We start from the raw sequence: 12,658 nt of genomic DNA on the forward strand, positions 1-12,658 counted from the left end.
CTGGCCGGCTATGTGGGTTTCAGTGGAATTCGGCTTGGCCTTTTGCTGTGGCAGCGCTTTAACGCCGGCTGACCCCAGAATCATCAAAACTCTTACTCCGCCTAAGGAAGCCAGCCATGGACACCGCCCCAAAGCAACCTGACCCGCTCACCCCAGCCGTAAGCGACCGGATCTGTCTGCACATGAACGACGATCACGCCGCTGCCGTACTCGCCTATGCCCGCCACTACGCCGGCATCGAAGGGGCACAAACGGCCCGGATGGTCGCCATCACCCCGGAGGCCATGGAACTGGAGGTGGATGGCAATTCCGTCGCTGTGGGCTTCGACCACCCGCTCAGCGATAGCGAAGACGCCCATCGCACCCTGGTGGCCATGCTCCGCTCCCTGCCCAAGTAGGTGGGAAGGCTGGGGTGGCAGCGCTCAAACGCCAATGGCCGCAAACCTCTCAGCCCTGTTGGGCTGGATGCCCCTGGAGTGGCTAGCAGCTCCAAACTCCAAACCCAGCGCCGCTCGAGCTCGCAGGCCCAACCTGGAACTACCGGAGGCGGCCCTCAATGGCAGCACGCCCCTTACCTGGTGGGCTGCGGGCAGCTACGGCGGGGAGCTGAGGCGGCAGCTGCTTTCTTGGCGCAAGCAAGCCAAATACGAGCAGCGCCTCGACCTACTGGATCCCCTGCTGGAGGCGGCCCTGCCCCAGCTGGCTAGGGCCCTGGAGGATCACCTGCTGAGGCTGCATCGCCCGGGCAAAGGTGGCCTGCTGGTGCCGATTCCGAGCTGGAAACGCCACGCCAATCCCCTGCCTGGCCACCTGGCCCAGCGGCTGGGAGCAAGCCTGGGTTGGCGCCAGTCGGCCCTGCTCAAACGCAGCAGGCCGGTCCTGGGCCAGCACCACCTGGGCCGCCAGCAACGCTGGAGCAACCAGGCGGACGGCTTCTGTTGCCAGGAGCCACCCCAGCAGCGATTGGGCCCGCGGCCGCCAATCCTGCTAATCGACGACATCCTCACCACCGGGGCCACCCTCTGCGCCGCCGCCGCCTGCTTGGAGCAGAAGGGTTGGAGGGTGTTGGGGGCCGCCTGCCTGGCACGCACTCCGGCCCGGGGAGCTGCTGCAGGTGTAAGAGGTCGGTGATTTAGGATGATTAAGTCGCCCAGGCGACGGGCCGGGATAGCTCAGTTGGTAGAGCAGGCGACTGAAAATCGCCGTGTCCGCAGTTCAAATCTGCGTCCTGGCATTTGCTTAAGTTCCGGCCAATCCGATGCCCCTGCCCCTCCAGTAATGCGACAGCCACCTTCCCTCGGCAGTCAGCAGGCTCAGATTTTCAACAATGCCGACAGCTTCGCCCAGGCCTTTGATGAGGCCTGGCAGCGCCACGGGGAAAGGCAGCCCGGGCACGGCCTGGATCGGGAGACCAAATTGGCCCTAATCCTTGAACAGGTAAAGGAGCATCCTTTTCGGCTCAGTGAGCCGGAATTGTCATTGCAGGTAGCCACCTTTCGGTTACGGCTGCTCGGTCTCTGAGGATCCCCATGGCAAGCCAGCTAGCCCGCTTTGTGCGGATGCTCAGTGGGGGCTTCAGCAACCAGGAGCAGGCCTTTGAGAATCCGCCGCTATACGCCCACATCTTGGTGAAATTCCGGCCCCTGCCCCAGCTGGAGCCCGGGTCGTTGTTGCTGGAGCAGAGCTACGCCATCAATCCCGCAGCCCCCTATCGAATTCGGGTACTTCGGGTGGAAAATTACTGCGGTGATCAGCCGGCCAGCCTGGTCATCCACAACCAAGCCCTCGTCGACGACCAACGCTTCTGGGGTGCCGTAGACGACCAGGAACTACGCGACCAAATCCGTACAGCAGATCTTAAAAACCTAGGGGGCTGTGCCTACCTGGTCAACGAAGAAGGGGATGGCTTTATGGGCGAGGTGGAACCTGGCTGCCGTTGCCTGGTGGAGCGCAAGGGAAGCGTTGCCTACCTGGTGAGCCGCCTGGAGCTCGATCCCCAGGGCATGCGCACCATCGACCGGGGCCACGATCCCCAAACCCACGAGCATCTCTGGGGCTCCTTACCTGGCCCGTTTGAATTCAGCCGCACGGCCGACTACGGCAGCGAGGTGCCGGATACCTGGCTGAGGGCCTGGAATTAGGGGCAAGCAGGCCGATGCCTAGGCGCAGAGTTCGTCCATGAAGGGCTGCTCGGGCTCCTCCTGGAAATGGGGCTGGAACTCCTGCTCAAATTCCCGGGCGGAGAACAGATCCTGCTCCAGCTGCTCCGGCTGGGCCACGGATTCAGGGGCGGTGAGCAGACCCTCGATTCGGGCCAGGCGTTCTTCGGTATCGCCCAGGCGTAGCTCGGTGTCGGCGGCCATGGCCCCAGAGACCTCGCTTTCACCAGCCTGCAGGGATTGGAGCTGCTGCTCCTGGGACTTGAAGCGCTCCTCCAACTCGAGCATCCGAAAGGTGAGCGCCTCGGCCACCTCGGAAAGGGTCTGCAGCTGGTCGGCCAGCCGCAGGGTGCAATCAGCCAGCTTCAACTCAGAAGCCATGGGCCAGGACGCGGGGATTGGCCGGATGGTATCGGCCTTGAATCAATGCGCTAGGGGGTTAGCCGAGGTGGAGGTCCACCAAAACTCATCCCTGGCGGGCGGTGCTCAACATTGCGATCGCAATCCAGAGCACTAGGCCAGTCAAGGCGAAGCCACCAGTAGCAACCGTGTATTGCCAAATCCGCTGCACGGCGGGAGTTGGCTGATTTGCAAGCCAGGCAGGGCGATCCCAGCCAGTGGGCTGACCAAACGAACCGCCGCCGGCGGGAGCCCTGCGGGCCATGGCATTGCGCCAGTAGGCCTCGTAACGGGGGGCCTGTTGGTTGAAGGGCATGGTGCCCACTGCCTGACCGGCCAACACCCGCGAACGCTGGTAAGGAACCATGTCTTCGCCGAAGTTTTCAAGATATTCCTGCGAATTGAGCAGGGCATCCACAAAACCAGCCATGCCCTGGCTAGCAATAACGATCGACCAGGCGATCTTCTCCTCCTGGCCGTGGACAGGACGACCCAAAACCCTGCCAACAACCTGCTCAACCACTCGATAATTGCTGTTGCAACGGTAGAAATCCCTCTGGAACTTCTCAGACAGCAGCAACTGGCGCACGAAGCCCCGGGTGGTGATCTGACCAGAGCAGAGTTGCGATTCGAGCTCCCGGTCCCGATCAACCTTGAAGGCGTGGAAATAGATCTGGCGATAGGCCTGCTCTACCAGTGCCTTGGCCGCTGTGCGGTCGCCCTGAAGCAGGGCCGTGGCGCTTTGGCGGGTCATCTCCTCGCCTGCGAGCTGGAAGCTGCTAACCCGAGCGTTATTGGTAAGCGGCTTGACTGCTAGTAGGGGGAGAGGCATCACTGGGTGAGTGGAGCAGCACACTTTATCCGCAAATGCGAGCCAAGCTCCTTCTAGGCACAAAAGCCTACAAGGAATTACATGCAGTCCAGCCCTGGGCTGCCCAGGAGAAATCCAGTGACCCTTTGTAAAGCTGGCAGTACTAGCTGCTGGTCTTGCTGAAAAATGGCCTGGTGCTCAGCACTTGATGCCCACCTGTCTTGGTCAGCCACTACATTTGAGGTATCAGTCCCCCTTACCCACCCTTCCGACTCTTCGTCGGGACAAGGAGCTCCCAAAATGTTCGACGCCTTCACCAAGGTTGTTGCCCAGGCCGATGCCCGTGGCGAATTCATCAACGCCGGCCAAATAGACGCCCTGGCCGCCATGGTTGCCGAAAGCAACAAGCGCATGGACACGGTGAACCGCATCACCTCCAACGCATCCGCCATCGTCACCAACGCGGCCCGCAATCTCTTCGATTCGCAGCCCTCCCTGATCGCCCCCGGCGGCAACGCCTACACCAGTCGCCGCATGGCTGCATGCCTGCGCGACATGGAGATCATCCTCCGCTATGTCAGCTACGCAATCTTCACCGGCGACGCTTCCGTCCTGGAAGATCGCTGCCTGAATGGCCTGCGTGAGACCTACCTCGCCCTCGGCGTCCCCGGTGCATCCGTGGCAGAAGGAGTCCGCAAGATGAAGGACGCCGCCATCTCGATCGCCAACGATCGCAACGGCATCACCCCTGGCGATTGCACAGCCCTGATGTCCGAGGTAGGCACCTACTTCGATCGGGCCGCAGCAGCTGTCGGCTGATCGCCAACTGAATGGCAACCCAGCTGCCTATCAAGCCAGCACTTGGTTAAGAACATTAATCTTTCCCTTCAATGAAGACACCCCTCACCGAAGCCGTAGCAGCCGCCGATTCACAAGGTCGCTTTCTCTCCAGTTCCGAGTTGAATGCAGCCTTTGGTCGCTATGAAAAGGCAGCCAATGCCCTCACAGCAGCTAAGGCCCTAACAGCTAAGGCAGACCAACTTGTCAACGGCGCTGCCCAAGCTGTTTACAACAAGTATCCCTACACCACCCAGCAAACAGGCAGCAATTTTGCCTCCGATGCCCGTGGCAAGGCCAAATGTGCCCGCGACATCGGCTACTACCTGCGCATGGTCACCTACTGCCTCGTGGCAGGCGGCACCGGCCCCATGGACGAATACCTGATCGCCGGCCTGGCTGAGATCAACCGTTCTTTTGAGCTCTCCCCCTCCTGGTACGTGGAAGCCCTGAATTACATCAAGGCAAACCACGGCATTTCAGGCGAGCCTGGCACCACAGCCAACAACTACATCGATTACGCTATTAATTCCCTAATCTAAAAGCATTTAGCTTTTTGGTTAATTTGCACCAAAGAGCTCCTTAGGGAGCTCTTTTTCATGGACATTTTTGCAAAGCATACGCACTCCTCTCCCTGGCCCCATGAACGACCCATCCTCAGACCTGAGGTCATTACTAAGTACCTATCAAGGCCAGGAAGATATCCAAGTAGATGCATTGCAGCCAGATCTTCGTCTTAATCTCCTAGACACCAACATTCAACTTTGGGGCACAACATATCAACAAATAGCAGGCACAGGCCATAATCTACTGCTTGCATGCAATAACTCAACGGGACCAGTCGAGGAAGCAGTCCTGACATGGGTAGTGGGAGCAGCCATACGCAGCCTTAGGGTGGAAGGCAAGGACCAATTCACCGATCTGCTTAAGTGCCTTGGCATAAAGCCTGAATTAATATCGAGCCTTCTCTGCAATTGTCCAGGAATATCTGATAAAGCAATATGGGCTCTTTATTTAGAGCGCCACGGATACCTGGTGGCGACACCCATACTCTCCGCAGGCCTGGGGCTTGTGGTGGCAAATCAAGAACAGATCAAACAAGCAAACTGACATGTACAACTGGAAAATCCCTGAACTGCAGGGGCCCTCAGAGATTATGGGAACAGCAAATCCAGACTGCCGGGGTGCGGACTGGAGGGGATTAAAACTTGGCGCTGCAAATCTGGGCGGTGCCAAGCTATGCCGCGTGGACATGCGAGGTACAGACCTCGAGCACTGCAATCTTGAAGGAGCAGATTTACGACTGGTTCGATATGACAAGTTCACCAAATGGCCCCAAAATTTTGACTTCTGCAGCTCTGGAGCAGTAGGTCCAAGAGCAAAGCTCAGCGGCAGCTTTCTTAATAGTGCGGATCTCTCGGGCCTAGATCTGCAAGGCGCCAACCTGATGGGGTGCTACTTGAGTGGGGCTGACCTCAGTGGCAGCTGCCTAAGGGGCGCCCGTCTCGCCGGGGCAGATCTGCGACATGCCCTACTACGTGGCGCCTGCCTGGAGGGGGTCAGATTTTCGGGCTGTCAACTTGACTACACCGACTTCAGATCAGCATCACTTAAGGATGCGGACCTAAGTGCGGCGGACTCGATTCGCGGGGCAGATTTCAGGGGATCCACAGGCCTGGAACCAGGTAGGGCCCAACTCCTAGGCAGATCAATCCAGGAACTTGACTGCTGGAACCCTCGCACCCAAACCACCACCCGCCAAAGCCTCGGCCGCTCTCACATTTGAGCTTTGTTAAGCCAACAAAAAAAACCCAAGGATACAGGCAAAATAGTCTGGTTTCCCTAAGCAAGAATTCCCATGTCATTTGGCCCAGCCTCACTCCTGGGAGTTGAGCAATTCGACAGCGAAGATCCCCTCGAGCTGCTCCCTGGTGATTCAAGCGATAAGCAGGAGCAAATCATTCGGGCCGTTTACCGCCAGGTGCTCGGAAATGCCTATGTAATGGAAAGCGAAAGGCAGATAGTAGCCGAATCACAGTTCAAACTTGGCGAGCTAAGTCTGCGTGAATTTGTGCGGAGCATTGCCAAGAGTGAGTTATACCGCTCACGCTTCTTTGACGCCTGCCCCAGATATCGCTATATCGAGTTGGCCTTCCGGCACCTAATGGGTCGTGCCCCCTCAGATTTTGAGGAGATGCGTGGCCATGCGGAGCGACTTGATAGCCATGGCTATGAAGCTGACATTGATAGCTTTATTGATTCGAGTGAGTATCAGGATACCTTTGGCGAGTGGACCGTTCCCTATCAACGGGGCTGGAAAACTGAGAGCTGCATGACCATGCAGGAGTTCACCTGGAGCCTCCAGCTACTTCGCGGCGCCAGCAGCAGCAGCCTGAAGGGAAATCTCTCCGGGAAGGCAGCAAGGCTAGGGGGCAATGCCTACCTGAATCGCCCCATTCCTGTCGTTCCCCCCTCATCCCAGGAAACCCAGGGCTGGGGCTTCAGGCCCTCCCCAAATTTCCAGGATCCCCAAACCCGCTTCGCTCCAGGAACAGGGGAAGAAGGGACGATGTACAAGGTCCAAGTTACTGGCTATCGGGCAAACACAATCCGCCCAATCTCACGCTACAAAAAGTCAAACCGAACCTACTTCGTTCCCTTCTCACAACTATCCCAAACCTACAAGCAAATTCACCGCGAAGGCGGAGTAATTGCAAGTATTACCCCAGCATAATCTCCCCCTTTAGAACTATTTTTTAGTTTCCCTAAGCCTCTCCCTTGCCAACAAAGCCATGACCCTTAAATCAGCCGCCTATGGATTTGGTGCCACAACTCTGCTCGAATCGGCACCTAGCTACAAACTTGGGGATGACGAAACATCCCTTAATTTGGCAATTAATGCATGCTATCGCCATGTATTCGGCAACATCAGACCGATGGAAAGTGAGCGCCTCACCTCGGCTGAATCACAATTACGCAACGGCACGATAACCGTCAGAGAGTTTGTTCGCTGCCTAGCAAAATCCGACTTCTATCGCTCGCGCTTCTTTGAATCGGTGGCGCCCCATCGTTCAGTTGAACTGAGCGTGAAGCACCTACTCGGAAGGCCTCCCGTTGACGAGGCTGAAGTGAGCACCCATGTGGCCAAAATTGCCACCGAAGGATTCGATGCTGACATCGATTCCCTTATTAATTCCAAGGAGTATGAAGACTCCTTTGGGGAGAACACAGTTCCCCACATTCGCGCCTGGGGAAGCCCCACTGGAGCCCCCCAATCCTCCTTCAACCGCATCGCGGCCCTTGAGCAGAATTTTGCCGGCAGCGATAGCTCCGTTGGCATGAAAAGCCAGCTTCTCAGCAACCTGGCAAAAGGCCAGCCCATCAGCATCAGGATTCCAGCCCAGGTCTACCGAACCCAAAGCTCCGGTTCCTTCGGCGGCTCATCTTCCCTGAATGGGGCCTTCGCCCCAGTTAGGCGCTCGACAAGCGATGGCGGCGACTCCACCCCCCTGCGCGGCGACGTCTATGTCGGCTTCGGGGTGGGTCAGCGAACCCAGGAAGTTTTCCAGCGCTGCAATGGCGACACTGCAGATCAACTCCTGGGCCTAATTCGCTCCGCCTACCGTCAAGTGATGGGCAACCCCCACATGATGGAAAGCGAGCGGGATTTGACAGCCGAAAGCAAGTTTGTAGAAGGCAATCTGAGCACCCGTGAATTCATTAGGGCGATTGCAAATTCAGCCGAGTATAGCCGCCGCTTCTTTGAAAGCAACACTCCCTACCGCTTTGTAGAACTCAACTTCAAGCATCTGCTCGGCCGTTCGCCCCGTAACCAGCAGGAAGTTAGTGAGCACATTCAAAGAATGGCCAATGAGGGCTATGGGGCCGAAATCAACAGCTACATAGACAGTTCTGAATATCAGGATGTGTTTGGCGAGCAGACCATCCCCTATGCCCGCCTAGAATCCGAAAACGGCCGTGAACAGATCGGCTTTAACCGGAATCTGTCCCTATTCCAGGGCTACTCAAGTAGCGATACGGTTCAAACATCATCCAGCCTTGTGCTCTCACTGGGCGCAAACATGCTCCCCAATGGCTGGGGCACTACAACCGTTCGCAACAACCGCCGTGGCGCCTTCAGCGGCTCTGCTGACCCCACCACAAAGCGCTTCAGGATCGTCGTCCAAGCCCAGCCAGCTGGTGGCCGCCAACGCACTCCCAACGCCAGCTATTTGGTTTCCGGCAAAGACATGACCACCCAGTTGTCATACATTCATCGCCGCGGCGGCCGGATTGTCTCAATTACTGAAGTAGCCTAAGAAATCTAAAGGTTCAAATCAAGGCTAAAACCAATTCAAAAAACGTGATCAACATGCAAACAATCACTAGACAGACCACCACATCAATTCAAGATTTCAGCCAAGCCCAGTCGATCCTGCGCTCCGCCTACAAACAGGTATTTGGCAATGCCCACCTGATGGAAGAAGAGCTGGTAACAACAGCAGAGAGTCTCTTTCTGCAGGGGGACCTCACCGTGCAGGGCCTGATCTCAGCCCTCGCAACATCCGATACCTACCGCAAGCTATTTTTAGATAAAAATGGCCCCTATCGCTTTGTAGAACTCAACTTCAAGCATCTGCTGGGCCGCGTCCCCCAGGATCAATCGGAGTTGAGCCACCACGTTCAGCTGCTTGCCAACGAAGGCTATGAAGCTGAAATCGCAAGCTACGTTTCATCAGCCGAGTACATCGAAAACTTCGGCTTCGACACAGTGCCCTACTGGCGCACAAACCAAACATCAACAGGCGCTGCCAACGTCACCTACGTGCGTAGCCTGAAAATGCAAGGCGGCCAGGCAACATTTGATGGCACCTCGGGATCCAAGCTCAAGGCAAGCCTGGCCACAGGTGATGCACCTAATATTGATATTCAGGGTAAGCGCGGTGAAAGCACTAGCCGCAACGACCGCCGCTATCGTATTTGCTGGACAACGGCATCACCTTCGGGCCTAAACAGAAGAGCTGTCCAGGTGTCGAATGTTCCCTATAGCAGCCTCTCCAAAACAGTGCAGGGTGTGCAAAGGCTTGGCGGTTCAATCCTATCCATTACTAACGGCTAGCCACCAATTACCAACCACCAATATAAGTGCTATGGAACAACGGATCGATCGGAGCAATGCCCCTGCCCAACGGCAAGTCCAAAGTCAGGGGTCAGCGATTGAGATGATGATACATAGCATGGTAAATATGGTGCAGTCCGGCAGGGAAAACAGCAGCCAAATTTCAGGCAAAAGACTTTCCCTGCATGATAATTGAGAAGTTCGTTAGTCGCTCAGAAGGCTGCTGGAAATCGATGCGATCGGCCCACTCCCTAGCCTTTCGCCAATTTGAAGATGTCCTGAGCGAAATTAAAATTGAATGCCTTGCCGTAGATGACGCCATTGTCACTGAATACCTTGAAAAGGTATCAATAGACTCCTCGTCAATAGTTTCTCCCTTCAAAATGAGTTGGGAGGCTGACTCGGATTGGGAGCCAGAAGACCCTAGCGAAGTTAGCAGCGGCTCATGCATATTAATACCCATTCCAGATACTGATACCACGGGTATTCTCCTAAGAAGTGTGGGATATGCCGAGGCAGAATCGGCCACATCTTCCTATCTTTTTCTAGAGGATGATACATTTATCCTCAACACAACCTATGGCCAATCCGTCGCAGAAGAACGGATTTGGTTCATTTCAGAGAACGTACGCTGCAGATCGTCTGTTCTGAGGACATCTTCAGGGGCTGGGGTCCTACAGACGTCATTCGCTTCGGAAATTAGGAGGATATCGTCAGATTGATGGAGATCGAGAAAATGCTCCACTTCCTGCACACAATCTCCGGACACTTCAGCAATCATGAACAGGCCCAAGCTGAGCCTGCAAAATTTTCGCACATTAATATCTTTTTTAGGCCCCTTCCCCAGGAGCTTCTGGGGGGGGCCTGGGTATATTCAGAGCAGAGCTATGATTACGATCCCTGGAGGCCATACCGACAGGGAGTACATAAAATCGTTGCAAAAACCGACTATATTTTAATGCTCAACTATGGCTTGCGTGAGCCGATGAGATGCGCGGGCGGGGGCACAACTCCCAAGCTCCTTAATTCAATTAAGCAAGAAGATCTTCTACCTCGGCCAGGTTGTGGGATGCATTTTCGCCCTAATAATTCTGGCGGCTACCTAGGCGAAGTGGAACCTGGCTGTAGCTGCCTGATACCAAGGGATGGTCAGCTTACCTATCTTGTAAGTGAGGTTGAATTCGATCAACACCGCTGGAGTAGTAGGGATCAGGGCTTCGATCCAACCTCTCACGAATATTGTTGGGGTTCTGAAAATGGAGCACTCCAATTTACACGTATGGACCGCTATGCGGACCATCTTGATGCTGAATGGTTTAAGGAAGAACAGAGGGAATCAACAGCCAGCTAATGCCAATAAAAAGCCCAGAGGAACTGCTGCGTTCATGGATTAAATCTCAACATCTAATCTGCAAAGGTACGGATTTTATTTTCGAAACAGTGGACCAAAATCTGATAGACCGCTTTGAAGATTGCCTGAAGTCACTTGGCGGCGAAATCCACAGTGTCAAACAGGTGGGCCTGTGGCCAATGGGTCACAACCGCAATTTCAAAATCCTTCGCGCTGTCGCCCGAGTGCCCCGGCCAAGCTGCAACGAAATTGTTAGCTTTTGGGCCTGCAATGGCAGCTTTACCACTCGTTATTCAGAGATCAACGAACAATGACTGCATAGATATTTTCTTAGCCTGTACAAACCTATGGGGGTCAGTTCCGGTAAGGCCAAGATCCCTACAGAGGCAATCGCTGGAGCCAGCATTTGCCTTAAGCATCATCTCCTGGGCGACCAATGCAGCATATCTACATTCCCAATTTGACTCCTTTTCCGCATCAATAAGATCAGGGATAAGACTAGCCAGCCGTTTTTGATTTAGCTGCACAAGAGCAAGGATGCCAGCGGGTCGGGATTTCTGAAACTGGGGGCGACGGTTATGTATGGCTGACTCACAAAGATCTTCCACCATTAGCTGTGCTTCTCCCCAGTATTGAATACTGCCAAAGAGTTTTAGGAAAAAATAGTTCGCACCATAGTCATTGTAGGCCTCCTCTCGCCATCGCTGATCCAGTATGGGCCAGAGCTTGTCACTGGGGACAAATTTAAGATGGGATAGCGCCAAATAGCATCGACTAAAATCCGTGCCAAACAACTCATTAACCAGAAAAAGATTATCTGGAACCTCGTCGTAGCGATGCACAAGATCTAGGTTGGCAGGGGAATCCCACAGCAAGGATTCCACACTTCCCACAAGCGACAATCCAGAATCTTCCAAATTATGGGCCTGCAAGAGTAAACCTAGGGCCCTCATCCGAAAAACTGGAGATACGGGAGACCTAAGTATTTGGGGAAGCAGTTCGGATGCGGAAGCATCAATTGCATCCTGGATAGCAGACTGCCGATCCATCTGATTGGGCAGGAAGAAATGGTCTGCCAATTCACTAATTCTTTGATTCGAACCTGATAATTTAGCGACAGCCGCCAGGGCTGCTCCGCTTACTCCGGGGTTCTGATCATCCTGGAGTTGCTGGATCATCGGTAGAGCCTGGCTCACACCAAGGCCAGCCAGGCTCTGAATTAGCACCCTCCGATTCTGAGCTGGATCTGCCAATAGGGCAACCATAGATTGGTGCAATGCGGCATCCCTGCACTCCAATTGCTGCAAGGCCCAAGCAGCATTTTCAACTAAATAGTGATCCTCACTGAGTAGGCAATCGCCAATAATTCCTTGGGCAGCACCACATCCCAGCCGTGCCAAAACCTCCACGGCCTTGCGCTTGGCAAGCCGTACCGCCTGGCGGCTATCGCTGTTGCCAAGCAGCTCAAGCAGTGCCCGCTCCGAAGGCTGGCCAGGGAAATTGATCAGATGGGAAGCAGCCATATAGAGATCACTGCTCGAATCGAGCTGCTCCACAGGCAAACTAAGAATGCGCAAAGCCTCCCCATGGCTGAGGCCAGGGTGGATATTTGCAAAGCGGCCCGAATCCGCCAGAACTACCACCTTTGGGACTGCTTCACTATTATCACATTCGCAGGTCCCAACTGGGTGTGAACGTATATTGCGAATACAGCACGAAGCAATCTTTTTAAGCAAAATGAAGCCTGTTAATCGAAAGAGAAAGTCTTGGGACCCTATCTTGCGGATTCACTAGCTATCAGGGTAAATGATGCCAATGCATCTAAACTACCCACCAGCAGATTATTAAGGGTTCCATTTTCAAGCCTGAGCCTGATGATGGGCAATCTTCACAAGCGGGGATCGGCTGTTACCCATGTTGGATCAGTCGGCTCAAATGAGATCGTGGAGGCTCCCGAAAGTGCTGCCGAAGGCATGGGCACT

17 protein-coding genes and 1 tRNA gene are annotated in these 12,658 nt (G+C 55.0%); 15 read left to right on the forward strand and 3 right to left on the reverse strand.

The features are described from left to right. Window positions 1-116: 116 nt before the first annotated feature. The 5 genes from KBY58_RS08630 to KBY58_RS08650 all read left to right on the forward strand — a co-directional run bounded on the left by KBY58_RS08630 (window position 117) and on the right by KBY58_RS08650 (window position 2,141). On the forward strand, window positions 117-398 hold the full coding sequence (locus KBY58_RS08630) for a DUF2470 domain-containing protein (protein WP_254934732.1): 282 nt from the start codon (window positions 117-119) through the stop codon (window positions 396-398). Between the two features lie 34 nt (window positions 399-432). Beyond that, window positions 433-1,131, forward strand: coding sequence for a ComF family protein (locus tag KBY58_RS08635; RefSeq protein ID WP_255003957.1), 699 nt, complete (start codon window positions 433-435; stop codon window positions 1,129-1,131). A 30-nt stretch (window positions 1,132-1,161) separates the two neighbouring features. Then, window positions 1,162-1,234: transfer RNA gene (locus KBY58_RS08640), tRNA-Phe, on the forward strand. A 44-nt stretch (window positions 1,235-1,278) separates the two neighbouring features. Beyond that, window positions 1,279-1,521, forward strand: coding sequence for a hypothetical protein (locus KBY58_RS08645; protein WP_254934734.1), 243 nt, complete (start codon window positions 1,279-1,281; stop codon window positions 1,519-1,521). A gap of 8 nt (window positions 1,522-1,529) precedes the next feature. Then, window positions 1,530-2,141, forward strand: coding sequence for a chromophore lyase CpcT/CpeT (locus KBY58_RS08650; RefSeq protein ID WP_255003958.1), 612 nt, complete (start codon window positions 1,530-1,532; stop codon window positions 2,139-2,141). Between the two features lie 18 nt (window positions 2,142-2,159). On the opposite strand, the gene KBY58_RS08655 is transcribed toward KBY58_RS08650, so the two are convergent. Continuing rightward, entirely contained in the window at window positions 2,160-2,540 is a 381-nt protein-coding gene (locus KBY58_RS08655; protein WP_255003959.1) for a hypothetical protein, read from the reverse strand. A gap of 85 nt (window positions 2,541-2,625) precedes the next feature. Beyond that, complete coding sequence (locus KBY58_RS08660) at window positions 2,626-3,312, reverse strand: phycobilisome rod-core linker polypeptide (RefSeq protein WP_315858048.1); 687 nt, start codon at window positions 3,310-3,312, stop codon at window positions 2,626-2,628. A 357-nt stretch (window positions 3,313-3,669) separates the two neighbouring features. Between KBY58_RS08660 and KBY58_RS08665 the strand changes: the two genes are divergently transcribed. The 10 genes from KBY58_RS08665 to KBY58_RS08710 all read left to right on the forward strand — a co-directional run bounded on the left by KBY58_RS08665 (window position 3,670) and on the right by KBY58_RS08710 (window position 10,990). Next, entirely contained in the window at window positions 3,670-4,188 is a 519-nt protein-coding gene (locus KBY58_RS08665) for a phycocyanin subunit beta (protein WP_254934738.1), read from the forward strand. A 71-nt stretch (window positions 4,189-4,259) separates the two neighbouring features. Next, window positions 4,260-4,748 (forward strand): phycocyanin subunit alpha, encoded by a 489-nt coding sequence (cpcA, locus tag KBY58_RS08670; RefSeq protein WP_255003962.1) that lies wholly within the window; start codon window positions 4,260-4,262, stop codon window positions 4,746-4,748. 100 nt (window positions 4,749-4,848) lie between these two features. Next, complete coding sequence (locus tag KBY58_RS08675) at window positions 4,849-5,316, forward strand: hypothetical protein (protein WP_255003963.1); 468 nt, start codon at window positions 4,849-4,851, stop codon at window positions 5,314-5,316. Between the two features lie 46 nt (window positions 5,317-5,362). Then, the gene (locus KBY58_RS08680) at window positions 5,363-5,992 is read left to right on the forward strand and encodes a pentapeptide repeat-containing protein (RefSeq protein WP_255003964.1); all 630 of its coding nucleotides are present in this window, start codon (window positions 5,363-5,365) and stop codon (window positions 5,990-5,992) included. A 72-nt stretch (window positions 5,993-6,064) separates the two neighbouring features. Next, window positions 6,065-6,940, forward strand: a complete 876-nt coding sequence (locus KBY58_RS08685; RefSeq protein ID WP_254934742.1) for a phycobilisome linker polypeptide — start codon at window positions 6,065-6,067, stop codon at window positions 6,938-6,940. Window positions 6,941-6,998: 58 nt separating this feature from the next. Beyond that, window positions 6,999-8,525 carry a phycobilisome rod-core linker polypeptide gene (locus tag KBY58_RS08690; RefSeq protein WP_255003966.1) on the forward strand — a complete coding sequence of 509 codons (1,527 nt, stop codon included), beginning with the start codon at window positions 6,999-7,001 and terminating at the stop codon, window positions 8,523-8,525. 53 nt (window positions 8,526-8,578) lie between these two features. After that, window positions 8,579-9,325 carry a phycobilisome rod-core linker polypeptide gene (locus KBY58_RS08695; RefSeq protein ID WP_254934868.1) on the forward strand — a complete coding sequence of 249 codons (747 nt, stop codon included), beginning with the start codon at window positions 8,579-8,581 and terminating at the stop codon, window positions 9,323-9,325. A 185-nt stretch (window positions 9,326-9,510) separates the two neighbouring features. Continuing rightward, a complete protein-coding gene (locus KBY58_RS08700; RefSeq protein ID WP_255003968.1) occupies window positions 9,511-10,047 on the forward strand; it encodes a phycobiliprotein lyase in 537 nt (178 codons plus the stop codon). Then, window positions 10,047-10,676: a chromophore lyase CpcT/CpeT gene (locus tag KBY58_RS08705; protein ID WP_255003969.1), complete on the forward strand. Its 630-nt coding sequence runs from the start codon at window positions 10,047-10,049 to the stop codon at window positions 10,674-10,676. The genes KBY58_RS08700 and KBY58_RS08705 overlap by 1 nt, the downstream gene beginning before the upstream one ends. Next, window positions 10,676-10,990 carry a CpeR family transcriptional regulator gene (locus tag KBY58_RS08710; RefSeq protein ID WP_254934746.1) on the forward strand — a complete coding sequence of 105 codons (315 nt, stop codon included), beginning with the start codon at window positions 10,676-10,678 and terminating at the stop codon, window positions 10,988-10,990. The genes KBY58_RS08705 and KBY58_RS08710 overlap by 1 nt, the downstream gene beginning before the upstream one ends. On the opposite strand, the gene KBY58_RS08715 is transcribed toward KBY58_RS08710, so the two are convergent. Continuing rightward, a complete protein-coding gene (locus KBY58_RS08715; protein WP_255003970.1) occupies window positions 10,970-12,232 on the reverse strand; it encodes a HEAT repeat domain-containing protein in 1,263 nt (420 codons plus the stop codon). The genes KBY58_RS08710 and KBY58_RS08715 overlap by 21 nt on opposite strands. Window positions 12,233-12,658: the final 426 nt, after the last annotated feature.

Source organism: Cyanobium sp. HWJ4-Hawea (assembly GCF_024345815.1).
Taxonomy (GTDB): Bacteria; Cyanobacteriota; Cyanobacteriia; order PCC-6307; family Cyanobiaceae; genus Cyanobium_A.